At 33.7% G+C, this 26,051-nt stretch carries 33 protein-coding genes and 1 other annotated feature; of the genes, 24 read left to right on the top strand and 9 right to left on the bottom strand.

The features are described from left to right. Positions 1-27: 27 nt before the first annotated feature. Both bshB2 and V5E38_RS12515 read right to left on the bottom strand, forming a co-directional pair. Complete coding sequence (gene bshB2, locus V5E38_RS12520; protein ID WP_097974658.1) at positions 28-708, bottom strand: bacillithiol biosynthesis deacetylase BshB2; 681 nt, start codon at positions 706-708, stop codon at positions 28-30. Between the two features lie 16 nt (positions 709-724). Next, positions 725-1,069 carry a YojF family protein gene (locus tag V5E38_RS12515; protein ID WP_056475499.1) on the bottom strand — a complete coding sequence of 115 codons (345 nt, stop codon included), beginning with the start codon at positions 1,067-1,069 and terminating at the stop codon, positions 725-727. 425 nt (positions 1,070-1,494) lie between these two features. Between V5E38_RS12515 and V5E38_RS12510 the strand changes: the two genes are divergently transcribed. Together V5E38_RS12510 and V5E38_RS12505 are read left to right on the top strand one after the other, a co-directional pair. Further along, positions 1,495-1,884: an FtsB family cell division protein gene (locus tag V5E38_RS12510; protein ID WP_499210266.1), complete on the top strand. Its 390-nt coding sequence runs from the start codon at positions 1,495-1,497 to the stop codon at positions 1,882-1,884. A 291-nt stretch (positions 1,885-2,175) separates the two neighbouring features. Then, entirely contained in the window at positions 2,176-2,493 is a 318-nt protein-coding gene (locus tag V5E38_RS12505; RefSeq protein ID WP_056475504.1) for a hypothetical protein, read from the top strand. A gap of 55 nt (positions 2,494-2,548) precedes the next feature. Here the strand turns inward: V5E38_RS12505 and tatC are convergent, their stop codons facing one another. Continuing rightward, entirely contained in the window at positions 2,549-3,277 is a 729-nt protein-coding gene (tatC, locus tag V5E38_RS12500) for a twin-arginine translocase subunit TatC (RefSeq protein WP_069033400.1), read from the bottom strand. Between the two features lie 336 nt (positions 3,278-3,613). On the opposite strand from tatC, the gene V5E38_RS12495 reads away from it, so the two are divergent. From V5E38_RS12495 to V5E38_RS12485, 3 genes are all read left to right on the top strand, one after another. Beyond that, entirely contained in the window at positions 3,614-4,216 is a 603-nt protein-coding gene (locus tag V5E38_RS12495; protein WP_387327573.1) for a metal-dependent hydrolase, read from the top strand. 77 nt (positions 4,217-4,293) lie between these two features. Next, on the top strand, positions 4,294-4,722 hold the full coding sequence (locus V5E38_RS12490) for a hypothetical protein (protein ID WP_499210265.1): 429 nt from the start codon (positions 4,294-4,296) through the stop codon (positions 4,720-4,722). Positions 4,723-4,744: 22 nt separating this feature from the next. Next, positions 4,745-5,044 (top strand): DUF2653 family protein, encoded by a 300-nt coding sequence (locus V5E38_RS12485; RefSeq protein ID WP_499210264.1) that lies wholly within the window; start codon positions 4,745-4,747, stop codon positions 5,042-5,044. A 46-nt stretch (positions 5,045-5,090) separates the two neighbouring features. Here V5E38_RS12485 and V5E38_RS12480 read toward each other — a convergent pair whose 3' ends face one another. After that, positions 5,091-5,285: a YqzH family protein gene (locus tag V5E38_RS12480; protein WP_499210263.1), complete on the bottom strand. Its 195-nt coding sequence runs from the start codon at positions 5,283-5,285 to the stop codon at positions 5,091-5,093. A 164-nt stretch (positions 5,286-5,449) separates the two neighbouring features. On the opposite strand from V5E38_RS12480, the gene V5E38_RS12475 reads away from it, so the two are divergent. The 9 genes from V5E38_RS12475 (at position 5,450) to V5E38_RS12435 (ending at position 12,076) form a co-directional block, all read left to right on the top strand. Then, positions 5,450-6,712: a Y-family DNA polymerase gene (locus tag V5E38_RS12475; protein WP_499210262.1), complete on the top strand. Its 1,263-nt coding sequence runs from the start codon at positions 5,450-5,452 to the stop codon at positions 6,710-6,712. Between the two features lie 420 nt (positions 6,713-7,132). Next, on the top strand, positions 7,133-7,465 hold the full coding sequence (locus tag V5E38_RS12470) for a YolD-like family protein (RefSeq protein ID WP_499210261.1): 333 nt from the start codon (positions 7,133-7,135) through the stop codon (positions 7,463-7,465). 78 nt (positions 7,466-7,543) lie between these two features. Next, positions 7,544-7,768 carry a DUF1659 domain-containing protein gene (locus tag V5E38_RS12465; protein ID WP_098234305.1) on the top strand — a complete coding sequence of 75 codons (225 nt, stop codon included), beginning with the start codon at positions 7,544-7,546 and terminating at the stop codon, positions 7,766-7,768. A 17-nt stretch (positions 7,769-7,785) separates the two neighbouring features. Further along, positions 7,786-8,001 carry a DUF2922 domain-containing protein gene (locus tag V5E38_RS12460; RefSeq protein ID WP_335491322.1) on the top strand — a complete coding sequence of 72 codons (216 nt, stop codon included), beginning with the start codon at positions 7,786-7,788 and terminating at the stop codon, positions 7,999-8,001. Between the two features lie 474 nt (positions 8,002-8,475). Continuing rightward, positions 8,476-9,315 (top strand): Cof-type HAD-IIB family hydrolase, encoded by an 840-nt coding sequence (locus tag V5E38_RS12455; RefSeq protein WP_499210260.1) that lies wholly within the window; start codon positions 8,476-8,478, stop codon positions 9,313-9,315. A gap of 181 nt (positions 9,316-9,496) precedes the next feature. Next, entirely contained in the window at positions 9,497-9,673 is a 177-nt protein-coding gene (locus V5E38_RS12450; RefSeq protein WP_176522473.1) for a hypothetical protein, read from the top strand. Positions 9,674-9,890: 217 nt separating this feature from the next. After that, complete coding sequence (locus tag V5E38_RS12445) at positions 9,891-10,337, top strand: BclA C-terminal domain-containing protein (RefSeq protein ID WP_387327591.1); 447 nt, start codon at positions 9,891-9,893, stop codon at positions 10,335-10,337. A 178-nt stretch (positions 10,338-10,515) separates the two neighbouring features. Further along, positions 10,516-11,010: a DinB family protein gene (locus V5E38_RS12440; protein ID WP_499210259.1), complete on the top strand. Its 495-nt coding sequence runs from the start codon at positions 10,516-10,518 to the stop codon at positions 11,008-11,010. Positions 11,011-11,176: 166 nt separating this feature from the next. Further along, positions 11,177-12,076, top strand: coding sequence for a phosphotransferase (locus V5E38_RS12435; protein ID WP_499210258.1), 900 nt, complete (start codon positions 11,177-11,179; stop codon positions 12,074-12,076). Positions 12,077-12,137: 61 nt separating this feature from the next. Here the strand turns inward: V5E38_RS12435 and srtD are convergent, their stop codons facing one another. The 3 genes from srtD to V5E38_RS12420 form a co-directional block, all read right to left on the bottom strand. Further along, on the bottom strand, positions 12,138-12,758 hold the full coding sequence (gene srtD, locus V5E38_RS12430) for a class D sortase (protein ID WP_499210257.1): 621 nt from the start codon (positions 12,756-12,758) through the stop codon (positions 12,138-12,140). 3 nt (positions 12,759-12,761) lie between these two features. Further along, positions 12,762-13,820, bottom strand: a complete 1,059-nt coding sequence (locus V5E38_RS12425) for a processed acidic surface protein (protein ID WP_499210256.1) — start codon at positions 13,818-13,820, stop codon at positions 12,762-12,764. A 137-nt stretch (positions 13,821-13,957) separates the two neighbouring features. Beyond that, a complete protein-coding gene (locus V5E38_RS12420) occupies positions 13,958-14,167 on the bottom strand; it encodes a CDGSH iron-sulfur domain-containing protein (RefSeq protein WP_069033382.1) in 210 nt (69 codons plus the stop codon). Between the two features lie 189 nt (positions 14,168-14,356). On the opposite strand from V5E38_RS12420, the gene V5E38_RS12415 reads away from it, so the two are divergent. Then, positions 14,357-14,944: a GNAT family N-acetyltransferase gene (locus V5E38_RS12415; protein WP_499210255.1), complete on the top strand. Its 588-nt coding sequence runs from the start codon at positions 14,357-14,359 to the stop codon at positions 14,942-14,944. Between the two features lie 58 nt (positions 14,945-15,002). Further along, entirely contained in the window at positions 15,003-16,166 is a 1,164-nt protein-coding gene (locus tag V5E38_RS12410; RefSeq protein ID WP_499210254.1) for an iron-containing alcohol dehydrogenase, read from the top strand. A 35-nt stretch (positions 16,167-16,201) separates the two neighbouring features. Here V5E38_RS12410 and V5E38_RS12405 read toward each other — a convergent pair whose 3' ends face one another. Both V5E38_RS12405 and V5E38_RS12400 read right to left on the bottom strand, forming a co-directional pair. Further along, positions 16,202-17,116, bottom strand: coding sequence for an alpha/beta hydrolase (locus V5E38_RS12405; protein ID WP_499213571.1), 915 nt, complete (start codon positions 17,114-17,116; stop codon positions 16,202-16,204). A gap of 23 nt (positions 17,117-17,139) precedes the next feature. After that, entirely contained in the window at positions 17,140-17,385 is a 246-nt protein-coding gene (locus tag V5E38_RS12400) for a zinc ribbon domain-containing protein (RefSeq protein WP_335491992.1), read from the bottom strand. 373 nt (positions 17,386-17,758) lie between these two features. After that, positions 17,759-17,997 (top strand) — a binding site (T-box leader). Between the two features lie 51 nt (positions 17,998-18,048). Here V5E38_RS12400 and asnS point away from each other — a divergent pair. The 8 genes from asnS to V5E38_RS12360 all read left to right on the top strand — a co-directional run bounded on the left by asnS (position 18,049) and on the right by V5E38_RS12360 (position 26,028). After that, entirely contained in the window at positions 18,049-19,440 is a 1,392-nt protein-coding gene (asnS, locus tag V5E38_RS12395; protein WP_097974696.1) for an asparagine--tRNA ligase, read from the top strand. Positions 19,441-19,623: 183 nt separating this feature from the next. After that, positions 19,624-19,878, top strand: coding sequence for a YqkE family protein (locus V5E38_RS12390; RefSeq protein WP_056475570.1), 255 nt, complete (start codon positions 19,624-19,626; stop codon positions 19,876-19,878). A 270-nt stretch (positions 19,879-20,148) separates the two neighbouring features. Further along, positions 20,149-21,648 (top strand): 4-hydroxyphenylacetate 3-hydroxylase family protein, encoded by a 1,500-nt coding sequence (locus V5E38_RS12385; protein WP_499210253.1) that lies wholly within the window; start codon positions 20,149-20,151, stop codon positions 21,646-21,648. Between the two features lie 59 nt (positions 21,649-21,707). Then, positions 21,708-22,454 (top strand): IclR family transcriptional regulator, encoded by a 747-nt coding sequence (locus V5E38_RS12380; RefSeq protein ID WP_387327626.1) that lies wholly within the window; start codon positions 21,708-21,710, stop codon positions 22,452-22,454. A gap of 53 nt (positions 22,455-22,507) precedes the next feature. Beyond that, a complete protein-coding gene (locus V5E38_RS12375; RefSeq protein WP_499210252.1) occupies positions 22,508-23,047 on the top strand; it encodes a cupin domain-containing protein in 540 nt (179 codons plus the stop codon). Next, complete coding sequence (locus V5E38_RS12370; protein WP_499210251.1) at positions 23,032-24,069, top strand: amidohydrolase family protein; 1,038 nt, start codon at positions 23,032-23,034, stop codon at positions 24,067-24,069. Before V5E38_RS12375 ends, V5E38_RS12370 begins: the two co-directional genes overlap by 16 nt. Then, positions 24,038-24,499 (top strand): RidA family protein, encoded by a 462-nt coding sequence (locus tag V5E38_RS12365; RefSeq protein WP_097974701.1) that lies wholly within the window; start codon positions 24,038-24,040, stop codon positions 24,497-24,499. The genes V5E38_RS12370 and V5E38_RS12365 overlap by 32 nt, the downstream gene beginning before the upstream one ends. Positions 24,500-24,555: 56 nt before the next feature. Further along, positions 24,556-26,028, top strand: a complete 1,473-nt coding sequence (locus V5E38_RS12360) for an aldehyde dehydrogenase (protein ID WP_499210250.1) — start codon at positions 24,556-24,558, stop codon at positions 26,026-26,028. Positions 26,029-26,051: the final 23 nt, after the last annotated feature.

Here is a 26,051-nt window from a genome sequence, read left to right as displayed (position 1 = left end):
TATTTACCTTCTTACATTGGTTAGTGCTTATTCAAACTGATAGGTATAGAATGATTCTTTCGCAAAAAATGATTTTAATCGATCATCGGGTATATCCTCAAATTTTTCGATTTTAACGACATCTTTTAGCATCGCCTCTGTCTGAGAACGGTGTGCTTTCATCGTTCTTAGTTTCTGGGTTGCAACATCCATTACATCATTCACGATATCTGGTTTTCCTAAAACTTCAAAGCGTTCTTTTGTAATCGCGATACACCATACTGTTGGACGATCTTCCTTATCCATTCGTCGAACTGCTTCAACAGCAGCTCTTGCAGTTGCATCGTGGTCTGGGTGGACACCATGTTCTGGATAAAAAGTAATTAATAAAGTTGGCTGAATCTCGTCGATGATTTCCTTTATTGGATTAATTACATCCTCAGGGTCTTCAAATTCAATTGTTTTATCATGGAATCCTAGCATTCTTAAATCTTGGATTCCCATTTCTCTACAAGCGTCGATTAATTCGTTTTTACGTATTGTAGGAAGTGATTCTCTTGTTGCGAAAAATGGATTTCCCATATTTCGTCCCATTTCTCCTAAAGTTAAACAAGCGTATGTAACCGGAATTCCTTTATTTGTAAACTTCGAAATTGTTCCAGCAGCCCCAAAAGCTTCATCATCAGGGTGAGGGAACACAAGTAATACTTTTTCTTGTTTTTGACTCATTTTTAGTGCTCCTCTCTTAAAATGGCGTATAGCTTAAATGTATTGCGATTGCAAGCTTGCCATCCTCATTATGACCTGCTAGTAGGAGGCGACCTTGGTCATCAACTTCAAAATCAGTTAATCCTTCTGCAACAACCCAGCCTTCTTCAAGCTTTAATCCGACACGGTATGGGTATTTGCCTGTGATTGTAGCACGGCTAATGATTACTTTCGTATTTCTGATAAAGGCATTTACCGTCATTACTTTTTCATTAAAGTGATTAGCATATGCACCATTTGTAGTTTCTAAATGTAAATAGACTGTTTGATTTATATAATTTTGAAGTGCATCTTGGGCAGCACCAATTTCTAATTTTTGCATTTTCTCGTACCTCCTTTAAAAAGTATTATAATCCAACTTTCCCTAAATTGGTAATTTGTTGGCTTGTGATTTTGAACATAAAAAGATCCCTATCTAATTGGGTGATAGGGATTGGGGGGATGTGTATAACATGATTACTAAAATTTAACTGTTTAAATATTCAGTTAATTTATATTTAATATACATGATGGGGAAATATTCGTCAACCACTTTTATTAAAAAAATTTAAAATATTCAAAAAATAAGAAACTAAGGTAATTAATGGTATCTTTTTATTGATAATACGTGACTAAAACTCGACAAAAAAGACGAGTTTTTGTGTAAAATAGTCAAATTTTTACTTGTTTTACCTTTTTTTCCTTTTCTAAAAAGATATTAATTGTTAAACTAGAGTAGAATAATATTTTTAAAGGGAGGTTTTTAACGTGAAGGCAGAAGCGCGAAAACTATATAATCCACAAAGAGAAGAATTAAACAAGCCTTCTCGTAATCAATTTCCGCAGACTAAAAAAAGAAAAACAATACGAATCCATCGAATCATTTTGACAACATTATTTTTGTCTTTAATTGTCGCGTCTGGAATATATATGTATAGTCAAAACAAGATCGCTTCGGTAAAGCAACATGAACTTTCAACATTACATGTCGAACAAAAAAAAGTAGCTAAAACTGAAAAAGATTTAAACAGACAGATTAGACTATTAAATGATCCGGATTTCATAGCAAACTATGCTCGTGATCAATACATGTTCTCTAAAAAAGGAGAAACAATCATCATCGTGCCGAAATCGAAAGATGAGATCAGATCAAACTAATAATTAATTAAACTTAAAGATTCTCATATAGGTGGGAATCTTTTTTCTATATTTATTATAGAACTAACGTTCGTTTTATGCAAATTTAAAGTTGAACGTACGAACTTAAATAGGAAGTAGGGAATAGAATTATTTCATATCTTTTACATTTTTGTCTTATAAACAGACTCTTTCTCTTATCACTTTGTTGTCTTTTTAGTTCTAATTACCCATGATTTCTACAAAATTTTTACTATTCTGAAAAATACATCTTTGTTATAATTTAAATAAGCTTAAATAAGGAGGATTAACATGAAAAAGTTCATTTACGTTTTTGCTATTTTAATTGTACAAGTAATTTTGACGTTCCTTGTTAGTGTTCTCTCGGATTCATCGGCTAGTAATATTGCTATTATGGTAGGATTCGTTACGACGGTCTTCCTTTATTGGAAAACAGCTAAAAAAGTAAGTTATACTCCTCTGCAGCGATATCAATGGTTGCGTGCTGCTGGATTAGAATTTAATGACTTACATAAAGATTTTCAAAGAAAAATTGCTATTAAAGCATCGTTAATTTATAGCTTTTCAGGTTTAGTTGTTACTTTGTATACATCACATATTTTATTATAAGGAATAGTCAAAAAAAATGGACAAGCATACTAATTGCTGTCCATTCTTTTGTTTTTTATTCTGATTCATGTTGTAGGCGTTTAATACGTCTTCTATATGCAATTGATGAAACAAGAATACTTAATTCGTATATAACTAACAATGGTAAGCTTGTCATCATATCAGATACAAAATCAGGCGGTGAAATTGCTGTTCCGATAATAATAAGGATAAAATATGCAAATCGTCGAGATTTTCTTAAAAATGCTGGTGATACGATTCCGATACTTGTTAAAAATAGTATAATGACTGGTAAATCAAAGAAAAACGCAAAAGGAACAACTAAGTTAAATAAGAAGCTAAAGTAGCGTTCAGCTGTGAATGTAACTGTTACTAAGTCTTCTCCGATGTCCTGTAAAAATTTTAAAACGTTTGGAAAGATGAAGTAATAGCCAAATGCTAATCCACAAACGAACAATAAGAATAAAGCTGGTATGTAAAGCATTGTGCTTTTTCGTTCTTTTACATGCAAGGCCGGCTTTACAAACGCCCATATTTGGTAAGCTATGACAGGGATACTACACGCGATCGCGAACACTCCACCAATCATTAGATAAATCCAAAGGACATCACTTGGACCAAGTGCTAGAAGCTTTCCATGCAAATCTTGTACAAGGAAATTGAATATAGCTTTCGTATAATATAATCCAATTCCTAAAAAAATAACGAATGCAACAATAACTTTTATTATTCGATTTCGAAGCTCATCTAAATGGTCAATGACACTCATTTCTTTTTCTTGCATAATTTCCCCCAAAGCAAACTGTGAAAGTATTTTATTACACTTTTATAGTATAAATTGGCTGGCGATGTTGATTACTCGATGTAGTTTGCCAATTCTAGCAATAAAGTGTAAGTGCAACTACGTCTTTAGTCTTCGCCTAATAGGCTCGCCAATCGACTAGTTTTCTATAATACCTAAGCTTCCTATATTTTGTCAGAAAAAAGAACAATCGTCAATGAATATAAAGACATTAATTATTCTTAAAATACCATCATTTGTTAATTTATTCATATGAAAACTAACCTTATCCGACTATAATAAAAGTATGAATATGTAAGATAAGGAAGGTATGAATTTTTGGATGGAAAAAGTCATGTAATTGTAGGATTATTTGCAACTGGTGTCACAATGTATGCAACAAAAAATGATTCTATGACCGTCCCACTTATAGTTGGTGCAATCAGTAGTTTGGCTCCTGATTTAGATCATCATAATGGTTCACTAACAAAGAAAGTTTCAATGCCGCTAAAAGTTCTATTCAGCTTATTATTTTTAGCAGTTACATTATTTATTGTTGTGAAGACAGGGAAGTTAATTTATTCTGGATCATGGATTTATGCAGTGGGTATTCTCATATTATTTATTATTTGTGTTAGCTGGTTACGGAACTTAAAAACAATATTAATGTTAACAGGCATATTAATTGCAGTTATTGGTTGGTTTTTCTTTTATGGTTATTGGTCAATTTTTGCGCTTGGATTATTTATTGCTGTTTCTTCGAGATTAAAGCATCGTGGACCAACTCATTCTCTTTATTTTTTAGCCGTTTGGAGTGGAATTTGTTATTTGCTGCAAAAAGACTTAATGATAAATGGGTTATGGTTAGCTGGTACAGTCGGTTATTTTTCTCACCTATTAGCGGATCAGTTGTTTACAAAACAAAGTATTAAGTGGTTATAGACCTCTTTAATTGTCACATTTTTTTATTAAAAAAGATCCATACTAAGAAAGATGTGAAGATGAAAGAAGGGTCAATATTGAAAAAAATAAATTCTCTAATATCCATGTGGATTTTGTTTTTTATGCTTGCTTTGTCAATCCCGGTTGATGCCAGTAGTAATACGTATAACCATCAACGTATTAAAGTGAATACTAATTCTTTTGTTTCTAGCAAACAAACATCAACGCATCTTGCAATTAGGAGATCGTATCGTTCTAATAGAAGTTATCGACCAACAGCACCTAGGTCGAGCTATCGATCGTATAGAAGTCCTGGAAGGAATTTTTTAGGGTATGCAGGTGCATTTGGGTTAGGCTCTCTTTTTGGTTCAATGCTAAACCCATTTGGTGGCTACTATGGTGGTCAGCAGTTTGGTTTTTCATTTTTTGGATTACTATTAGATTTTCTCGTAATAATAGTGATTATTTGGTTTATTAAGAAAATCTTTCGTAGAAACCGATATTAACTTTCCCCTTTTGAGGTGACTTGTGAAAATCTATTTTGATGAACAAGATGTAGCCAATGCAATTTGTTTATATGTGGCAGATTTAGAAGGAATTCGCCCAGAAAGTGTGCAAATTGAGTTTCAATTTGATGAGGATGACGGGGTAAGCTGCCAAGTTTCGGCCAATTATCGGAACGTATTGTATTATGAGCAACAAATATCTGACGCAATTGGTTTTTACTTGGAAGAGATTCATCGTTTTTCATCCTATGCAATGGAAATCATTATTGATTTTGATGAAGAAGATGGAATTACGAGTGAAATATCATTTGTCTATTCATAAAACCCGAGAGAGAACTGGACGTTCTTTCTCGGTTTTTTTCGATTGCTTAGGCATAATTGGTTACGTATTCGTAAACAATATCTTGTACTAATTCGTGTAATTCACGGTCATCATTTAATTGTTCGGTAACGATTTGTTCGTACAGTTTATCTAGCATATCAGCTGTAATCCACTGTTCGTGTTCTCCTCTATATTGCATTAACGCTCGTTTAATCATCTTCTTTACAAACTGTCCATCCACTTTTAGTCTTTCCTCCCTTAATCTAATTTTAGTATAGCTAAAATTTTGTATTGTTCCTAGCGAAAAAATTTTATTGAAATCGAACGTATATTCGTTTAATATATGTTTATAATAAAAATAAGAACATTAGTTCTGCTATTTTTTGGAAAATCGGAGTGATATGTATGAGCATTTGTTATGAAGAGTTACCACATCATCGGATATTATGCATCGATATGAAGAGCTTTTATGCAAGTTGTTCTGCGGTCATGCTCAAATTAGATCCATTAGAATGTTATTTAGCAGTTGTTGGAGATGTGGAGAGGGAAGGAAGTATCGTACTTGCAGCTTCCCCGCGATTAAAAAAGGAATTTGGGATTAAAACAGGATCAAGGGTTTTTGAAATACCAAAAGATCCGCGAATCAAAATTGTAAATCCTTCAATGTCAAAATATCTAGAAATCTCAACGAACATAGTAAAGTTATTAAATGAATTTGCACCTTTAGAGGATTTACATGTATACAGTGTTGATGAATGTTTTTTAAAGGTCGATGGAGTGAAGAGATTATGGGGGGATGCATGGGAGATTGCCGAAAAAATTCGTAATGAGATTATGGCAAGATTTCAATTACCTTGTTCGATTGGGATTGGACCGAACATGCTTTTGTCGAAACTCTGCTTAGATTTAGAAGGAAAAAAAGATGGGATAGCGGAGTGGACTTATGAAGATGTTGAAAAGAAACTATGGCAGGTGAGTCCTCTTAGTGAAATGTGGGGTATCGGTAAAAGAACCGAACGAACTTTAAATACAATGGGTATTTTTACCGTAGGACAGTTAGCGAAATATCCTCTTCATTTGCTGGAGAAGAAATTCGGAGTGATGGGAAATCAACTATATCATCATGCGTGGGGAGTAGACCTGTCTGAGCTAGGTGCTCCAATAATGAACGGACAAATTAGTTTCGGTAAAAGCCAAATATTAATGAGAGATTATACGAAAGTCGAAGAAATTAAATTTGTTATTCGTGAAATGTGTGAAGAGGTTGCACGCCGAACTCGTAATGCTAGGAAGGCAGGACGTACGATTACATTAGGAATTGGATATAGTCGGGAAGAATTCGGTGGAGGATTTTCCCATGCGTTTACAATGGATGAACCTACAAATATTACTTCAGATTTGTATGAAATCTGTACAAAACTATTTGATCGATATTATGAAGGGAAGACAGTTCGGCAAATTCTCATTTCTCTTTCGAATATTGTAAGTGATGAAATCATGCAGTTAAATTTGTTTGATCAGAAAAAACCTCAAAAGCGCAATTTAGGATATGTGATGGACGCAGTCCGAAAAAAATACGGATCATCTTCGCTCCTTTGGGCTGTTTCTTATGCGGAAGGAGGAACAGCACTTGCCAGAAGCAAGCTGGTAGGTGGACATAAAGGGTGAACCACTCCCACCACATAGCTAACGCTTGAAGCGGGGGCTTCTCGATTCCATGACGAAAGCAACCTTTCATCTCCACGAGCGTTACTTTCCACAGTTCCTGCGGTAGATGTCCAACGAATGGAGGTTCTTTCGTTACCTTAGTTATTTTACGAGTGGAAGGGTGACGGGCTTGGTTTTCGCACTATGTCTTATTTGTCCACTCAACCTTATATAACTACTTATCAAAGAACAATTCATAAGAAAACCATAGCATATAACCATATCCCACCTACCGTTGGACTAAAGTCCTTCACACGCTTGAGGAAGGAGACTTCTTGCCTGATTATGTTAAAAAATTTCCTTGTGGCCTTTTCCGCCCTGCAAGTGAAATCCACTAGTTCTACCTAAGGTAAAAAGAGAAGAAAAAGGAGAAGAATGCCGATGATTCGTGACCGTGGCACGATTAAATGGACGTCAATGATGTTACCAGAACATGTAAAAATGCTTCGTGATTGGAAAGTATCACAAAATTATGAACAACAAAAAGATGTAGATGAACAACTATTAGAGGAAATGAACCGTCATCTTCAACAGGCAATTCACGAAGATGAAAGTGTACAAATTACTTATTATAAAGACCACTATCACCATAATGTAAAAGGAAGAATAGGGAAAATTAATTTACACCAAAATAGGTTATCTATTTATGAAGAACAAGCTGGATATATGGAGCTGTTATTAAGTGATATTGTAGATGTGAAGATTGGATCTTGAACAGTCCAAAAAATAATTAACCATTAACGAAAATCCCCCCTTTTTTAAGTACATATACATCGAAAGGGGGAGTTGAAAATGGCACAAATTGCTACTCAACAACTAACATTGTATGTAAATTTACATGCAGGAAAAGATGCACAAGGAAAAATCATTATCAAGAGGAAGGCATATAAAAATGTCCGAGTTGATGTTGATTTAGTGAAGCTAAGTGAAATCGGTAATGCCTTGGCATCATTGCAAGATCTACCATTAGTAGAGCTAGAAGTATTAAGCAATGGACTACTTTTAAACAGTCTATAAAAAAGGAGGAAAGCGATATGATTCAAACATTAGAACTCAAATTTTTAAATGAAAACGAAAAGATTGTTACGCTAACAGTAGACAATCCAACAATTCCAGTTAATCCAACACTAATCAATCAAGTAATGGATAAAATTGTAGCAAACAACGTATTCACCTCTACAAGTGGAATTGTCGTAGCCAAACAAGGCGCACGCTTGGTTGGTAAGGAGATTATTGAGATCGAGTTATAAGTATTATTAAGAAAAGAGTTTTGTAGGTAGTTTAATACCTTCTGAAATGCAGAAGGTCTTTTCAGAGGTGTGAAATATAAATGAGTCAATACCGGAAGTTGTGAAAACGAGCACCCCGTAGTGGAAAACAACATCACTACTCCTTTACAAAAATTTGGAAATTAATTGACAAATTACAAAAACTTGAGTTTCAGACTGATTGCAAGCGCTTGTCTTTCGAGGCGCGAAGCCTGGTGAGGAGCGGAGTTACCTTTGACGGTAATGAGCACCGCAGACAGGCGAAGCAACGAAGAAAGCGAGTTTGTCAACAGTCTGAGACCTTCTGAAATGCAGAAGGTCTTTTTTTGCGTTATAATAATAAAGAATGAAAACATAAAATAGAAGATAGTTAAATTGTAATAAGAATGCTTTAGTAGAATTGGGGAATAGTTAGCATTCAGATTATAAGAGAATAGTAGAAAAGGAGAGAACGACATGGCACTAATTGCAATTGATATGGATGGTACACTGGTAAATGGTAAGAATGGAATACCAATGGAAAACATTGAAAGCATCCGGGCGGCACAAAAGGAAGGAATCCATGTTGTCATTTCTACAGGTAGAATGTATGAAAGTGCGAAGGAAGTATTAGATGAAGCTGGACTAACTTGTCCAATTGTTTGTTTAAATGGCTCCCAAATATATGACTATGAGGCGGGAATTTTACACAACGATTCAATGGATAAAGAAATTTTTGCGAAAGCCTTAAGCATATGTGAAGCGGAAAATAAAACATTTATTATTAGTACTAGTGAAGGATCATTTACAAAGTGTCGAGATACACTATATGATGAATTTTTCACTGATAAGCAAACTGGTAAGACACACAAAGTGACAGCTACTTTAAGAAAGGTTCGAACTTATTCTTCTATTGAGGATTTTAATAATCTTGATGTATATAAAATATTATTTCTTTCCAATAAAGAAGAGGTTATTAGTCGCATTCGTCTAGAACTAATGCAAGAAGAGGGTCTACTGATTACTTCGTCAGGCTCAAATAACGTTGAAATTAATGCAGCAAATGTAAGTAAAGGAGCGGCATTATTAAAGCTTGCACCAATCCTTGGAGTAGATTTAAATGAGAGCATGGCAATTGGAGATAGTTTTAATGATGTCTCTATGTTTAATCGAGTAGGCTTTCCAGTAGCTATGGGAAATGCGAAAGAAGAGCTAAAAGGACACTGTGCATTTGTTACAAAAACAAATGAAGAAGCAGGCGTAGCCCATGCAATTTATCATTTTTTAGATCAAAAACAAAAATTAAAGCAAAGTTAAATTCAATTTATAGACTGGCAAAAGAGAGGAATCAAAAGTCAAAGTACTTTTGAGACTCTCTTTTTTTTATGGGAAATATTGCTGATTTTCTAAAATTTGATATAGTTCCATATTAAAGACATAAAGATTGTATAGGCTAACATAATCTAAATATAAACTATAAAGGATGTGGAGTGTTAAAATGGATGCAGCCTTAGGTGTATTTCCAATCATTATTATGCTTTTTTACATTGCAATTCCTGTAGGTCTTATAGTAGTAATCTCCTACTTCTATAAATTATTTAAAATCCGAAACGAGGAATTAAAGAAGCACAATGAACTATTAAATCGGATTGTAAATGTACTAGAGAGGTCTTAGACTTTCGCAATATATATGCTTAAAAAGAACTTAGTCCGATGATGACTAAGTTTTTTAAAATCTATTAAAATTAAAAAAAAATAAAAAAACTAGTGGACATGCTGTAACGAAAAGAAAAAACTTTCATATTAATAAACTATATCAACAAATATAGACAAGCCTTTAATATGTTACTCCTAAGAGGATTTATGTCTAAATAATAAGAAAAGGTGATAGTATGAGATACCCAAGACCGCCAAGACATCATTTTCCACCAATACCTCCTGGCGAAAGTTTTGCATTTGTTACTAATAGCGGTGGAACAGTTTCTGTTATAAAAGAAGGTACAATTGTAACTTTTCCATCATTTCAGTATTTAGGTGAAGGAGTTACAATTGATCGAGCAAATGATCGACTAACAGTTGAAGTACCAGGTAATTACTTTATTACTTACACAGTGAATTTAAATGCACTATTAGACGTATCTACAAGAATATTAGTAAATGGTAGACCTATAAATGCATCAGCAATCGTAAATGAAGTGAATAGATCCATTTACGGTAGCCAAATGATCTTACCATTAGACGCTGGAGATACAATTTCACTTCAATTGTTTGACTTTGTTGGAGATGTTAAGTTGTTACAAGGCGCTGGAGCTACAATTAATCTATTCAGAGTTCATTAGTACAAGTTTTAATCGTTACTCCTCAAAAGATTCCCTATTTGCGTTACAAGAATGCACTGCTTTTTAAAAAGTAGTGCATTTTTTAATAGGCATAAATCATAAAGTAATAAAGGTGAATCTAGTAATAACCACGAAAGTACATATCGTAAAGTATAAAATTAACAAGGGAGAATGATCTATGAGTAAAAAAGAGTTTCTATTAGATCAATTAGAAGTCTGTAGAAATGTTGAAAGTTGGATTCAACCTTTAAGTGTAGCATTGGAGAATTTAAGTTTAGATGATATAAGTTGGAGACAAAATGATTTTACTCATACGATCGGTGAAATCGTATACCATCTGTATTTCTATAATGAACGATGGTTGAGAAGATTTAATGGAGAAATACCAACTGAAGTGATTGAAAGTAATGCTTCAACTTTTCGGGAAATGGAAAATTTAACAAAAAATGATTGGCAGTCGCTTGTTAAACGGTTAGATGAGAATTTAGCGAATTGGCAGCAAGCTATAAAAGAAGCAGATGAATCAAAGCTTTATGAACAAATTCCAAATTTTCCAGTAGATGGAATCTGGTGGAGAGCGTTATCTAATCTATGTACTCATAATGCTTATCATATTGGGCAAATCCTCTACATACGAAAAGCACTAGGTTCATGGGTATCAAAAGAAGAATAGGAAGCTAATACGGATAATAAACATCATTAAATAATTTATATTGTCGTATAAGAAATAGTAGGCTATTTTGGAAGAAGTGGTAATGGATGGAAATAGAATTGAAAAAAGATAAATAAAGGAAAATGGGGAACTAAAGATGATTACACAAAATGTTAGGGGTTACATTTTGAATAAGTACAATATAAGCGAAGTGGATTTTTTAGGAAAAGGGCAAGAAGCAGAAGTTTACTCTTATGATCAAACGAGAGTCTTAAAATTATATAAACCAACCGCATATTCAAAGTTAGAAATATTAAAGCAATTTTATGAATCAATGAATTCAAGTGATGCAAATTTTGAATTACCAAAAATTCACAAGATAATAAAAGAGAAGGATGTTGTTTTAACAATTGAAAAACGAATTGAAGGCAAAAATATTCAAAAGGATTTATCAAATTATGATGAGCAAGTATTAGATTCTTTCTTTGAAAACTATCTATCTACAATAGTAAGTATTCAAAAGATTGAATTGGAAGAGCAATTTAAAGGCATTAAATTATTAAGTGATTATGATGAAATTTATACAAAGGACTGGAACGATTTTTTAAAACAATCGTTACTAAGAAAAAATACAGAAGTAGATCGATATTTGAAAAGAGATGTATTAGATTACGAAGTGAAATTAAAACGATTAATGGATGCATTTTCAGTTGGATATGAAGGGGAATATGCATTAGTACATGGTGATTATTATCCATCAAATCTATTAGTAAATTCAGATGGACGAATTAATGGTGTAATTGATTTCGGATTAATGACGTTATATGGAGACCCATTATTTGATGTTGCACTAAGCTGGATTTTATTTGATTTATATGATGAATTGGGTGAAATAAAGCTAGAAAAATATTTAAATAAAGTAGTTAATCAATTAGGGGAAGAAGTTAGAAGTACAATCCATTTGTACGTTCTATTTTATAGTATCTATTCGGCAAATTTCTTTTCAGAAACTTGCAGTGATGGACACTATCAATGGAGTGTTCGTAATTTAAATAACGAAAAGTTTTGGGCTGTACTAGAAAATTAATGAAAAATATGAAACTACTAATAAAAAAATGCTCACTATTAAATAGTAAGCATTTTTTTGTTTATTTATTTACTTCTGATTTAACTAAACCGGCTACAAGTATATAACGCTGTGGTGCATGTCCAATAAAATTAAACGGATAACAAGTACTTACCGTTAAAGTTGGTCTTGGTTTTGGGATAATGACAGTGCGATCATCTTTATCAACGATGCGAATCTTATGTACTTTGTAAGTAAATGTACCAGCCGAAGTTTTAACAATTAACGGATCGCCCACTTTTACTTTGCCAAGCTCACGGAATACAGTATCTCGATGTCCAGCAAGAACACTATTATCTCTTTCACCTGGCATCACAGATTTAGCATAATGACCGATTCCTTTTGCAAGCTCATCCTCATCTGTCCCGTGGAAGATTGGTAGAGTTGCAGAAATTCGAGGAATTGTTAATGACCCCATTTCATCGCCAAAATTAGGATAAGTCTTGTAAAGCGGTTCGTCTCTTTTAATTTGCTTCAATTTAGTTGCTGTTTCTGTTTTGATTTCTTTTTTGAAATCATCCTTAGACTGTTTATACAGCACATAGGTTTTAATTAAAGAATAAGCATTTGTTGTAGCAAAAAATAATCCTACAATAAAAAGGAGTGCTGAAAAAATAAGTATGACTTTTCGTTTACGATTCATAGCTTATCGTTTAACAATTACCTTTTTACGTAAAACAACAGCAGTTAACATCATTAACATACCAACCATTGTCCATTCAGTTGTATGAGTTGCAGTAGTTGGAAGTTTACCGCCATTTTCCGTTCTTACTGTAACAGTTGGTTTTGGGTTTTTAATTGCTTTTTGAGTATCTTTAACGATATCTACAATTTGGTCATCACCAATAAGTTCCTCTGGTGAAAATACAGCGTCTAATAATAGATTACCAGCGTTGTCATAAATCTCTAAATATACTTTTATATTTTCCATAGAATCCATAGAATCATCCATAGTAAGTAATTTAGCAAAAGTTAAAGGAGTTTTAACGCCATTTTGTTCAATTGCAACTTTAATATCAATTTTTAAAGTAGATTGAAGCTCTTTAACGATATTCATTAATTCAACTTTTAATTCAGCTGGTAATTCTTTTGGAGTAGCCTCCGTATCCATTGAGAAAAATTCAGGATAATTTTCTTCTAAAGCAGATGCACGTTCTCCTAATGCTTCTAATTTTGCTTCAACAGCAGGATCATCATTCACAACTTTTTCTAGGTATGCAGATAGATTATTAATTTCTGTTTGAGTAATTCCAAACTCTGAAAGAGCACTAGAAAGATCGTCCATAGAAGGGAATTGATCTTCTACACTACCTGACCCTGACTCATCTTCATCTAAATAAATTAAGTTTTCGATATCTGAAGTAAAATAATACGTATCTAGTAAGGATGCATTTTTGTCCATATCATCATATTGGACTGCTAGATCGATAATTTCATCTTCAGTGTAACCGTACTCATCTAGAAGAGCGTCTAAAGTTTTTTGTGTAAGTCTTTCACCTAAAGTATCTTTTAACTCATCAACTGAATCGAAATCAGAGATTGACTCACCGTAGTAAGAATTTAAATAATCCTCTAATTGCTTTTGAGTTAGGTCGATACTAACTAAATAAGTTTTTAATTCATTTGCATTTGGCGCTGCATAAGCAGTTACGCCTGGTACTACTAATGCTGCAGATAAAACGACTGAAGCTATTGCCTTTTTCATATTTGTTCCCCCTAATAGTTCATTCCCTAAATGTGATTAGATCAGTTTTATGAATGATTCAAATATAGAAAAGGTATGAGGGCATAAGAAAGCCGATTATTTAGAGTTGCTCAATAATCGGCGCCAGAAAAATAAAATTATTCTGATTCTTTAGGAGCTCGAACGACAGATTCGAACTTCCCTTTATGAGTACCGTCACAATATGGTAATTTACTTGACATGCCGCATCGACATAATGAGAAAGCTGCTTTTTGCGGATATGTATTCCCTTCAGCATCAACTAACTCAACAGTACCAGTTACACGTAAAGGACCATTATCTAAAACCTTAATTTGAACATCAGACATATTAATTTCCTCCTACACATCTTAGAATTATTATATATTACATTTAAGTTAAAATAAATGGGTGATTTTAATAAAGTATTAATTTTTAACATGAAATTAACATGGATTTAGTATAAAATGAAAAGGTTGTTTTTTTTATCCTAAAAAATGATAAAGGTAAACTAAGAAAAAATTAAGGAGTGACAATTCATGATTCGAATAGCAAAAAAAGAAGATGCCAAACAAATTGTCCCTCTAATTCTACAAGCGATTGAAGATATTGTATTTATGTTAACAGGGACATCATCATACGAACAAGCAACACCAATTTTAGAATATTATGTCCAATCTGAACAAAATCGACTAAGTTACCATAATTGTTTAGTGAAAGAAATTGAAGGAAAAGTTGTAGGAGTGATTATAGCCTACCATTCCATGGAACTATCAGTACTTGATCGTGAAATGCTTGAAATAATAAGTCGTAATTTAAATATCCAAAATGTTAAAGTTGATAAGGAAGCAGATGATGAAGATTTTTATATTGATACATTGTCAGTGCATCCAGATTATCAAGGCAAAGGAATTGGAACTGAATTATTAGAAGGATTACTTTCTTTTGCCAAAAACAAAGGAATTTCACGAGTTTCATTAAATGTAGATCAAGACAAACCATCTGCTCGCCGATTATATGAAAAAGTGGGATTTAAATATGAAAAAGTTAGATTTATTATGAATCATTCATACGATTATTTAGTGTTCCCAATAAATGAAAAAATATTCGAAACAAAAGTCGTTTAAGATGAATCCTTTCGATTGTTTAAGTTAAAATTAAGTTTGAACAATAGGAGGGATACATATGAATTTTTTTACATTTGCAAATCCAACAGAATTGATATTTGGTAAAGATAGTGTACAAAAGTTAAAAGAGAAGGCTGCTATCTTTGGAAAGAATGTTTTAGTTGTATACGGTGGTGGAAGTATTAAGAGAAATGGCCTATACGATCAAATAGTAGGTATTCTTAAAGAAGCTGATAAAACGGTTTATGAACTAAGCGGAGTTGAACCAAATCCGAAATTATCAACAGTTCATAAAGGGATACAAATTTGTAAAGAAGAAAATATTGACTTTGTTTTAGCTGTTGGTGGTGGTTCTGTAATCGACTGTACAAAAGCTATTGCAGTTGGTGCAAAATTTGATGGTGAGATTTGGGATGTTATTACACGTAAAGCATTCCCAACAGATGCAGTAAAATTTGGAACAGTATTAACGCTTGCAGCAACTGGTTCAGAAATGAACGCTGGGTCAGTTATTACAAATTGGGAAACAAATGAAAAATTAGGTTGGGGAAGTAAATTTAGTTACCCAACGTTTTCAATACTAGATCCTCAAAATACATTTACAGTTCCTCGTGATCAAACAGTTTATGGATCAGTGGATATAATGTCACATGTTATTGAGTCATATTTCCACCATGGAACGAATACAAAAATTCAAGATCGTTTCTGTGAGGGTATTTTAAAAACAGTTATTGAAACTGCTCCGATCGCAGTAGAGAAATTGGATGATTATGAAGCTCGTGAAACATTATTATATAGTGGAACGATGGCATTAAATGGAATCTTAAGTATGGGTGTCCAAGGTGATTGGGCTACACATAATATCGAGCATGCTGTTTCTGCAGTAACAGATATTCCACACGGCGGAGGATTAGCAATTATTTTCCCTCATTGGATGGAATATGTAATGAACGAAAATGTTGATCGTTTCTGCCAATTTGCAGATAGAGTATTTGATATCAGGCAAGAATCAATGTCAAAAGAAGAATGGGCTTTAGCTGGTATTAAATCTTTACGCACATTCTGGAACCAAATAGGTGCGCCAAGTCGTTTAAGTGAGTACGGTATTACAAAAGAGCAACTACCTGAAATGGCTACTAAAACGGTTAAATATGGTCCATTTGGTAACTTCAAAAAATTAGATCAAGAAGATGCATTGAAAATTTTAGAGGCAGCTCTTTAAGAAAAACTGGACAGAGAAATAACTCTGTCCAGTTTTTATATTGAATGATGGTTAACGCCAATATTATTTAAAAAAGTTGAAACAATTGAATAGTAATCATCTTTATTTTCATTTAAACTCATAGCGTGTGCACCATTTTCAGCAATGAACAGTTCTCTCTTATTTTGATTTTTCGCTTCAAATAATTTAAGTGTATGTGTAAATGGAATATAAGGGTCTGGTTTACTATGAACAAATAACACGGGATTTTTAATATTATGTGTAGCCAGTAAAGGGGAAATATCCTTAATGAAAAATCCATTCCGAAGCTTTAACCAAATGCTAGAAACGGGAAGGATTGCCCATTTAGGAAGTTTATAATCCATTTTCAAACGATATGTAAGCTGTTCCTCAAATGTAGAGAACGCGCAGTCTGAAATATAGAAAGCTGCAGAATCCTCAATAAAACCAGCATATTGTAACATTGTGCAAGCCCCCATCGACTCTCCATGAATGCCAAGGACAATCTCACCTTTTAAATCCTTTAAATATTGAACAACAGTTTGTAAGTCGTATTTCTCATAATAACCATAGCTAGTTGTATGTCCACCTGACTCCCCATGTCGCCTATGATCATAAGTAAGTACATTAAAACCAAGCTTTAAAAATAGCTCAGCATATTTAATAGAGTTATTCTTATTAACCGTTACACCATGTGTAATAATGACCCAATTATTTGTATCAAAGGCCTCAAACAAGTATCCCTTTAATTCATACCCATAACGAGATTGAATAGAAAAGGGCTGTTTTTGAACAGATCGATACAATCCTTCATCAAATCGGAAATTTTCCAACTCGCGTTGATAAATAAACTCAAGTGAATTTGTTTTCATAAACAAAACTTGCTGCGTAAAATAGTAACCAACTCCAATAAAATAAATGAGAAAAAGAACAGCCACAACAAGCGAGATCATCATAATAGAACCATCACTCTCTATCCAAAAAGAATATCAAGAATTGTAGTTAACTCACCGCGGGTTTTACCTTCTAAAATTGAAGGATTATAAACCTCAACAAAGCCACAATTTAAGCAAGAGACAAATAAAAAATGATTATAATCAATATCTAGTAACTTACTTAAACCTGAACCAGACATTGAAACTTCTTTCGTTTTAGCGTGTGTATGCTTACATTTCGAACAAACAAATTTATCCTTTATCAATTCTTCTGCTCTAGCCATAAATAAAACCCTCCTTTTTAGTAAAGTGTATCATAGGAAAAAGAAAATTTAATAAAGGGATTTTGACAATAAAATTAAGAAATACAAGTTTGAAAATTGAACATTGTCGCTTAATGTTCATAAATACTCCTATTATGATATAAGAAGATTCATGAGTAATAGAGTTTAATTAGCTATAAGATAAGGTGTCTATGGGTAAGTAAAAAGGGAATAAGGTGGAGTATGCTTACTCATAAGGTGTTCATGAGGAAGTAAAAGTGGAAGAAGATGGAGTTTGGTTCATCATCAATGAATATATTTTGGTGGACAACTAGACAAGAGATTATGATTTATGATAAATTATACAAGAAAAATTCCTTTAAAAACTACATATTTTAAATCGATGAAAAGGAAAGTAGTTTTTGCTATATTCGATAGCGAGCTAGGGACGGTGGAAGCCTAGTGATGAAGCATGAATGAAGAACACCTTTGAGTTCTAACCGAACAGGATCTCTTAAGTAGGCTTAGACGTTACCAGCACGTTATTAACTGGGATAAGCAGTGTTAGCTTTAAAGTTGGTCATATTATGACAATTTGGGTGGTACCGCGGAAGTTAGTCTTTCGTCCCTTTTATAGGGATAGAAGGCTTTTTTTATTGGAAAATTAACATAAGGAGGCTAATTATGATAAAGACTGTAGTAAAAGATTTATACAGAAATCAAGAAAATTTTAAAGACAAAACCGTTCAAATTTCAGGATGGATTCGTACTCTTCGTGATTCTAAAACAATTGGTTTTATGGAGTTAAACGACGGTACATTCTTTAAGAGTGTACAAATAGTATTTGAGGATAATCTTGATAATTTCAAAGAAATTACGAAGTTACCGATTAGCTCTACTGTTTTAATAGAAGGTGAATTTATTCCAACTCCGGAAATGAAACAACCTTTTGAAATTAAAGCGACAAAAATTGTGATTGAAGGATTATCAGATACAGATTATCCATTACAAAAAAAGAGACATTCTCTTGAATATTTAAGAACAATTGCACATTTACGTCCAAGAACGAATGCATACTCAGCGGTTTTCAGAGTAAGATCACTTGCATCATATGCCATTCATAAATTCTTCCAAGAAAAAGGATATGTATATGTACATACACCGATTATTACTGGAAGTGACACAGAAGGCGCAGGAGAGATGTTCCGTGTGACAACAATGGATCTGAACCAACTTCCAAAAGCTGAAGGCGGAAAAGTCGATGAAGGCGCGGATTTCTTCGGTAAAGAAACTAACTTAACTGTAAGTGGCCAATTAAATGGTGAAGCTTATGCCCTTGCTTTCCGTAATGTGTATACATTTGGTCCGACATTTAGAGCGGAAAATTCAAATACTGCACGACATGCCGCAGAATTCTGGATGATTGAGCCGGAAGTTGCTTTTGCAGAACTACCAGATATCATGGATCTTGGTGAAGACATGGTTAAGTTTGTAATTAATTACGTATTTGAACAGGCACCTGAAGAAATGGAATTCTTTAATAGCTTTATTGATAAAACACTTATTGAAAGATTAAAAAATGCATTAGAATCTGATTTTGGTAGAGTTACTTATACTGAAGCTGTTGAATTATTACAGAACTCTGGTAAAAAGTTTGACTACCCAGTTGAATGGGGAACAGATTTGCAAACTGAACATGAACGTTACTTAAGTGAGGAAATTTATAAGCGTCCTGTATACGTAACTGACTATCCGAAAGAAATTAAAGCATTTTATATGAGAGCGAATGAGGATGGCAAGACAGTTGCTGCGACAGACTTATTAGTTCCTGGTATTGGCGAATTAATCGGAGGAAGTCAACGTGAGGAAAGAGAAGACGTCCTTGTAGAGCGAATCAAAGAACTTGGTATGAATGAAGAAGATTACTGGTGGTATTTGGAGCTTAGAAAATACGGCGGTACAAAACATTCTGGTTATGGAATTGGATTTGAACGACTTGTTATGTATTTAACAGGAATGAAAAACATCCGTGATGTAATACCATTCCCACGTACACCAGGAAATGCAGATTTTTAAATAGAAAAATGAACAATAGGATGCTGCGGCATCCTATTGTTTTTATGAAGAGCCAAAAGAAACTGAGTTTTAGTATTTGTAAAAAGAGAAATAGTAGTTTTATAATATAATAAGCAAAGATGAAATACTTCTCTTCCTACTATAAATTAATGATAAAATAATGGAAATGGAAGGTGATATGAAATGAAAAAAAGAAAACCACAGCAGCCTGTAAAACCGGCGTACGAACAGAAAGAAAAAATATCATTAGGATCATTAATGAATGAAGAAATTCTTCAAAAATTAAAAAATACAAAAAAACAATTGCAAGAAAATGAAACAAAGCTAAAAGAGGAAGAAGAAGCACGTATTCGTGAAGAAAAGAGATTACGTGAGAAAAATAAATCATTCGAAGAGTTACTTAACGAGAGTAATATCTCTTGGAAGGACTTTAAATAAGACGCTAAATGAGCGTCTTATTTTTTTTGCACGTGTAAAAAATTAATTTAATCATTTTTTTTATAAAAAATTTCACATTGTGAAATTTTTTGATTGTTCAAAATTTTATAATTTTTTATAGTGAAATTAAGTTAAACAAAAGGTAGTAGGTGGTGTAAATAATTTAAGATAGTGAAATTGATCTTTTTGAAAGCGCTTTAAAAAATTTCCGAATTCGATTTAAAAAACAAATGTTAAAAAAATTACATATCGGAGTGGAGGAATTATTAAATGGGGATTCGTACAGGAGCGCAATATATTGATGGACTAAGATCTAGAAAGCCAGAGGTGTGGCTAGGTGGAGAAAAGGTAGAGGATATCGTAAACCATCCAGTTTTCAAACAACCGATTCTAGAGATTGCAAAATTATATGATATGCAGTTCGATCCAGCCTATCAAGACAAAATCACACATATTAGTGAAGAAACTGGTGAGCGAATTTCTAATGCATTTTTAGTGCCTAAGTCATCTGAAGATATTAAAAAACGTGGAGATTTGTTCGAAGCATATGCTAAGTCAACATTTGGTTTAATGGGAAGAACACCAGATTTCTTGAACATTGTTTTAACTTCAATGGCAAGTAATTCATGGTTTTTAGATAAATATAATCCAGAGTGGTCAAAAAATGTCCAAAATTATTTCAAATTTGTTCGTGATAACGACATCTTCTTAACACATGCAATTATTAACCCACAAAATGATCGCAGCAAGCCATCTTATGAACAAAAAGACTTATTTACTCATTTAGGTGCTGTTGAAGAAACGGTTGATGGATTAGTCGTTAGAGGGGCTAAAATGCTTGCAACATTAGCACCGATTACAGATGAAGTCATTATTTATTCATTCCCTGGATTCCATGAAGGTGATGAGCGATATGCTTTAGCATTTGCACTTCCGATTGACACGCCAGGATTAAAAATTTTATGTAGAGAGCAAATGCAAGATGGTAAAAGATCATTTTTTGATCATCCATTAGCATCTAGATTCGAAGAAATGGATGCTGTTCTAGTATTTGAGGATGTGTTAGTTCCTTGGAATCGTGTATTTATTCATAATAATGTTGAAGCTGCAAATAATCTATATCCAAAAACAGGTATTGCACAACAGCCTGCTCACCAGTCTGGCGTAAGAGGCTACGTAAAATTAGCTTTTGCAGTAGAGGTAGCATGCAGGTTAGCTGATTCAATTGGAGTAGATGTTTATTTAAATGTCCAAAATGACTTAGGTGAACTACTACAATCAGTTGAAACAATTCGTGCTTTACTTCGAGTTTCCGAAATAGAGTATGAGACATTACCTTCAGGCGAAGTAAGACCTGCATGGGAACCACTTGAGACGATTCGTGGCTTGCTTCCAACTATGTACCCAAGAGCAATTGAAGTGATTCAAACAATTGGTGCAGGTGGCTTATTAATGTCACCAACAGAAGCAGACTTTGAACATCCTGAGCTAAGAGAAGCTATGGATAAATACTATGTTGGACGTGAAGGTGTATCCTCTTTAGACCGAGTTCAATTATTCAAACTTGCATGGGATTTATGTGGGGAAGCTTTTGGACAAAGAGCACTTCAATATGAAAGATATTATACTGGTGATCCAATTCGAAAAAGAGCAATTTACTATAACCAAATGAAACGTAAGAAAACGTTTAGTATGGTGGACGATGCATTAAACGGAGCAAAAAACTTAAAAGGAGTATCGACTAATCTAGCGAATTCTAAAGTTAACTGATTAATTTTAGAAAGCAGGGATTTTATGAAATTTTTTAGCATCAAAGAGGAGGCGATCTAATGATCTCTTCAGTTCAAAAGATTTCTAGAATATTAGATTGCTTTACAGAAGAAGAACCAGTCCTAGGAAATTTAGAAATAGCTGAAAAGTTAAATATGAATGCAAGCTCGGTCCATCATTTAGTTCGAACTCTTTGTGCTGAAGGGATTTTAATTCAGGATAATAAGAAAAAGTATCGACTTGGTTGGAAGTTGCTTGAATGGAGTAATCACGTTATGTATCAACAAGACATATATAGTGAAGCTATTCCGTTATTAGAAAATCTATTAAAAAATTATGATAGTACCGTTCATATCGGAATGTTTGATAAAGGGGACGTAAGATTTGTCTTAAAAGTTTCCTCTAAACATTCAATACCTGTCCCAACGTTTATAGGTGCTAAACGCCCGGCATATTGTACGAGTACCGGTAAAATTCTACTATCATATAATCCAGCATACTTAAAAACAACGATTGAAAAAGGCTTTAAAGCTTATACAACAAATACAATTACGACTATTGATGCATTAAAAAAAGAAATGACTGCGATTAAAGAGAATGGCTATAGCATAAGCAACAATGAAAATGATTTAGGATTATTCGGAATTGCAGCTCCAATTCAAACATATACAGGTCAAACTTTTGCAGCATTAAATATGGTTGGACCAGTTTCGTATATGATGAGTCAAGACATTGGTCGAATGATTCAAGATGTTGTGAAAACTGCTAAAACAGTCTCAAATCAGCTTGGTTATATTAATGCATAATGATAGCGCTTACTTAAAGTTCAAATAAAAATGAATTAATTGGAGGATTAGAGATGAATCTTAAAAGTCGAGTTTTTAATATTTTCAAATTGATTGAGGATAATAAAGAGCTATTAAAACCACCAGTTAATAATAAAGTTATTTGGGAAGATTCAGAGTATGCTGCAATGATTATTGGAGGACCAAATAAACGTAGAGACTTCCATATCGATCCTGCAGATGAATTTTTCTATCAAATTAAAGGCAATTGCTATGTTGAGTGTATTACACCGGATGGTAAGCGTGAAGTTGTAACAGTTGGAGAAGGTGAAATTTTTATGCTTCCTTCTTTTGTTCCACATTCACCTCATAGAGTAAAAGATTCATATGGGATTGTGCTTGAACGAAAAAGAGCAGAAGGTGAATTAGAAAGCTTTGTTTGGTTCTGTGATGAGTGTAATGAAGAAATGCATAAAACGACTGTTCAATTAACGGATATTGGTACGCAAGTAAAAGAAGCGATTGAGCAATTTAATGCTAGCCTTGAATTAAGAACATGTAAAAACTGTGGTCATATCATGAAAGAGGAAGCGGATGAATGGGTATGCGTATAGACTTTCATACACACATCATTCCTGAGGATTTACCGAATTTTTTTGAAAAATGCGGTCATGAAAGATGGCCAATTTTACAACCGACATGTTCATGTGGTGCCAATATTATGGTTGCTGGAAAAGTATTTAGAGAAGTAACTGATCAAGTTTGGAGTCCTGAAAAAAGAATTGAGGACATGAATAATGAAGATGTAACAATGCAAGTGCTGTCGCCAATTCCAGTTACCTTTTCGTATTGGGCACCAGCTCCAGCAGCATTGGAAATGGCTCAAATTCAAAATGATTTCATTGCAGATACAATTAAAAAGAATCCTTCAAAGTTTATTGGATTAGGGACAGTACCAATGCAGAACGCTGAAATAGCTATTAGGGAAATGGATCGCTGTATTCATACACTTGGATTAAGTGGACTGGAAATTGGAACAAATGTAAATGGAACAAATTTAGACAGTGACGAGTTTAGTCCATTTTTTGAAATGGCTGAAAAATGGAATGTACCATTGTTTATTCATCCGTGGGAAACATTAGCGAAGGATCGTACACCCGATCATAACTTTATGTACACGGTTGGAATGCCGAGTGAAACAGCTTTAGCTGCTGCTAGCTTAACATTTGGTGGAGTGATTGAAAAATATCCGAAATTAAAGATTTGTTTTGCACATGGCGGAGGTTCATTCCCATTTATTCTACCTAGATTAGATCAAGGATGGAAGGTATGGCCTCATTTGCGCAAAACTGCCTATCCACCAAGTCATTATGTAAGTAATTTCTATTTTGATTCACTTCACTATGATCCTATTAATATTCAATTTTTAATTAACCGATTTGGCTATGACAAAATTGTAATGGGCTCGGATTATCCTTTCTTATTAAGAGAAACGCCACCTGGAAGAGTGATTAATCAAATGGATATTAATAAAGAAATGAAAGAAGCGATTTTAGGGAAAAATGCCCTGAAGTTTTTAAATATTAAGGAGGCAGATTTAGTTCATGGAAAACAAAGTATTGACTCCAGAAGATAGATTAATAAGTTTAGGTTATACACTTAAACCAATAAGACCGGCTTCAGGTAATTATGTAAAGTCTGTTCGTACAGGTAATTTACTATTTACATCTGGGCAAGGTGTAGATGAATACCATGGTAAAGTTGGACGAGAGTTGACGCTAGAGGAAGGATATGCTGCTTCTAGAGAGTCAATGCTAAATTTAATTAGTGTATTAAAGTACGAATTAGGTGAACTTTCGAAAGTAAAACGAATTGTCAAAATCTTAGGCTTTGTAAATAGTACAGAAGATTTCTATGATCATCCGAAAGTGATGAACGGAGCTTCTGACCTTTTAGTAGAAGTGTTTGGTGAAAGAGGAAAACATGCTAGATCAGCTGTTGGGATGGCACAGCTTCCACATAATACAGCGATCGAAATTGAAATGGTTGTAGAAATAGAGGATTGAAAAATTTGGTGACACTCGTGTCACCTTTTATTCTATTAGAATGGTAGGTGCCTATTATGCAAGTTACAGAGAAGAAAAATAAAACATTACCGATTGATTGTAAGCATTTTATTGATGGACAATATATTCCTTCTTTTAATCAAAAAACATTTTTAAATATTAATCCTGCGACTGAAGAAGTATTAGGCTCTGTTTCTGAAGGTGGCGAGTTAGAAATTGATCAAGCAGTAAAAGCAGCAAAACGAGCGTTAAAAGGTGAGTGGAAACAATTTACTAGCAATCAAAGAGCGGCAGTATTAAGAAAAATCGGCGATGGAATATTAGCTCGAAAAGAAGAATTAGCGGCGTTAGAGGCAATGGATACTGGAAAGCCATATGATCTTGCTTTAGAAGTTGATATTACTAGATCGGCTCACAATTTTTATTTTTTTGCTGATTATATTACAACGTTAAGCTCTGAGTCTCATATGCAAGATCAAACTGCCTTACATTATACATATCGTAGGCCTGTAGGTGTAGTCGGAATGATTAACCCATGGAATCTCCCTTTATTACTATTAACATGGAAGCTTGCACCTTGTTTAGCGGCTGGCAATACAACAGTTATGAAGCCAGCAGAATGGACACCAATGACAGCTACAGTTTTAGCTGAAATTTGTAAACATGCAGGTGTACCAGACGGAGTTGTGAATGTTGTTCACGGATTTGGAGCAAATGCGGCAGGTTCAGCTTTAACAGAGCACAGAGATGTTGATGCCATCACATTTACTGGTGAAACAAAAACAGGTTCAGCAATTATGAAGGCGGCAGCTCCAACGTTAAAAAAATTATCGTTTGAGCTTGGTGGAAAAAATCCAAACATTATCTTTGCTGATTCTGATTTAGACGAAGTGATTGAAACAACTTTAAAATCATCTTTTATGAATCAGGGAGAAGTTTGTTTATGTGGATCTAGAATTTATGTTCAGAGATCAATCTTTGATGAATTTATTGATAAATTTGTCGCAAAAACAAAGGAATTAAAAATTGGCGATCCGTTTGAAGAAGGCACAAAAGTTGGTGCGGTCATTAGTAAAGAACATTACGAAAAAGTATTATCTTATATCGAAATTGCAAAAGAAGAAGGCGGAACTATTTTAACGGGTGGCAGTAGACCAGCATCAATTGAAAAAGGATGCTTTATCTCACCGACAATCATTACAGGATTAAACCGTGATTCTAGATGTGTAAGAGAAGAAATATTTGGACCAGTCGTAACAGTTATGCCTTTTGATTCGGAAGAAGAAGTGATTGAATGGGCAAATGATACTCATTATGGTTTAGGAGCTACAATTTGGACAAATGATTTACGCAGAGCTCACCGTGTTGCTCATCAAATTGAGGCTGGAATTATTTGGGTAAACACTTGGTATTTAAGAGATTTACGTACACCATTTGGAGGTATGAAGCAAAGCGGTTTAGGTCGTGAAGGTGGAATTCATAGCTTTGAGTTTTATAGTGAATTATCGAATATCACGATTAAATTATAAGAATAAAAAAGGGGGCCAAAGAA

It is taken from the genome of Rossellomorea sp. GAMAL-10_SWC (assembly GCF_049568075.1).
Lineage (GTDB): Bacteria > Bacillota > Bacilli > Bacillales > Bacillaceae_G > Gottfriedia.
This window is presented reverse-complemented; position numbering and strand designations above follow the sequence as displayed.

What these genes read in the sequence shown, in the direction of transcription:
- V5E38_RS12415 (WP_499210255.1), top strand. Translation starts at nt 14,357, where the DNA reads ATGATTCGAATAGCAAAAAAAGAAGATGCCAAACAAATTGTCCCTCTA.
- V5E38_RS12475 (WP_499210262.1), top strand. Translation starts at nt 5,450, where the DNA reads ATGAGCATTTGTTATGAAGAGTTACCACATCATCGGATATTATGCATC.
- V5E38_RS12400 (WP_335491992.1), bottom strand. Translation starts at nt 17,385, where the DNA reads ATGGCTAGAGCAGAAGAATTGATAAAGGATAAATTTGTTTGTTCGAAA.
- V5E38_RS12410 (WP_499210254.1), top strand. Translation starts at nt 15,003, where the DNA reads ATGAATTTTTTTACATTTGCAAATCCAACAGAATTGATATTTGGTAAA.
- V5E38_RS12390 (WP_056475570.1), top strand. Translation starts at nt 19,624, where the DNA reads ATGAAAAAAAGAAAACCACAGCAGCCTGTAAAACCGGCGTACGAACAG.
- V5E38_RS12380 (WP_387327626.1), top strand. Translation starts at nt 21,708, where the DNA reads ATGATCTCTTCAGTTCAAAAGATTTCTAGAATATTAGATTGCTTTACA.
- V5E38_RS12385 (WP_499210253.1), top strand. Translation starts at nt 20,149, where the DNA reads ATGGGGATTCGTACAGGAGCGCAATATATTGATGGACTAAGATCTAGA.
- V5E38_RS12440 (WP_499210259.1), top strand. Translation starts at nt 10,516, where the DNA reads ATGAGTAAAAAAGAGTTTCTATTAGATCAATTAGAAGTCTGTAGAAAT.
- V5E38_RS12370 (WP_499210251.1), top strand. Translation starts at nt 23,032, where the DNA reads ATGGGTATGCGTATAGACTTTCATACACACATCATTCCTGAGGATTTA.
- V5E38_RS12460 (WP_335491322.1), top strand. Translation starts at nt 7,786, where the DNA reads ATGATTCAAACATTAGAACTCAAATTTTTAAATGAAAACGAAAAGATT.
- V5E38_RS12465 (WP_098234305.1), top strand. Translation starts at nt 7,544, where the DNA reads ATGGCACAAATTGCTACTCAACAACTAACATTGTATGTAAATTTACAT.
- V5E38_RS12425 (WP_499210256.1), bottom strand. Translation starts at nt 13,820, where the DNA reads ATGAAAAAGGCAATAGCTTCAGTCGTTTTATCTGCAGCATTAGTAGTA.
- V5E38_RS12375 (WP_499210252.1), top strand. Translation starts at nt 22,508, where the DNA reads ATGAATCTTAAAAGTCGAGTTTTTAATATTTTCAAATTGATTGAGGAT.
- asnS (WP_097974696.1), top strand. Translation starts at nt 18,049, where the DNA reads ATGATAAAGACTGTAGTAAAAGATTTATACAGAAATCAAGAAAATTTT.
- V5E38_RS12365 (WP_097974701.1), top strand. Translation starts at nt 24,038, where the DNA reads ATGGAAAACAAAGTATTGACTCCAGAAGATAGATTAATAAGTTTAGGT.
- tatC (WP_069033400.1), bottom strand. Translation starts at nt 3,277, where the DNA reads ATGCAAGAAAAAGAAATGAGTGTCATTGACCATTTAGATGAGCTTCGA.
- V5E38_RS12455 (WP_499210260.1), top strand. Translation starts at nt 8,476, where the DNA reads ATGGCACTAATTGCAATTGATATGGATGGTACACTGGTAAATGGTAAG.
- V5E38_RS12420 (WP_069033382.1), bottom strand. Translation starts at nt 14,167, where the DNA reads ATGTCTGATGTTCAAATTAAGGTTTTAGATAATGGTCCTTTACGTGTA.
- V5E38_RS12505 (WP_056475504.1), top strand. Translation starts at nt 2,176, where the DNA reads ATGAAAAAGTTCATTTACGTTTTTGCTATTTTAATTGTACAAGTAATT.
- V5E38_RS12515 (WP_056475499.1), bottom strand. Translation starts at nt 1,069, where the DNA reads ATGCAAAAATTAGAAATTGGTGCTGCCCAAGATGCACTTCAAAATTAT.
- V5E38_RS12445 (WP_387327591.1), top strand. Translation starts at nt 9,891, where the DNA reads ATGAGATACCCAAGACCGCCAAGACATCATTTTCCACCAATACCTCCT.
- V5E38_RS12360 (WP_499210250.1), top strand. Translation starts at nt 24,556, where the DNA reads ATGCAAGTTACAGAGAAGAAAAATAAAACATTACCGATTGATTGTAAG.
- srtD (WP_499210257.1), bottom strand. Translation starts at nt 12,758, where the DNA reads ATGAATCGTAAACGAAAAGTCATACTTATTTTTTCAGCACTCCTTTTT.
- bshB2 (WP_097974658.1), bottom strand. Translation starts at nt 708, where the DNA reads ATGAGTCAAAAACAAGAAAAAGTATTACTTGTGTTCCCTCACCCTGAT.
- V5E38_RS12450 (WP_176522473.1), top strand. Translation starts at nt 9,497, where the DNA reads ATGGATGCAGCCTTAGGTGTATTTCCAATCATTATTATGCTTTTTTAC.
- V5E38_RS12470 (WP_499210261.1), top strand. Translation starts at nt 7,133, where the DNA reads ATGATTCGTGACCGTGGCACGATTAAATGGACGTCAATGATGTTACCA.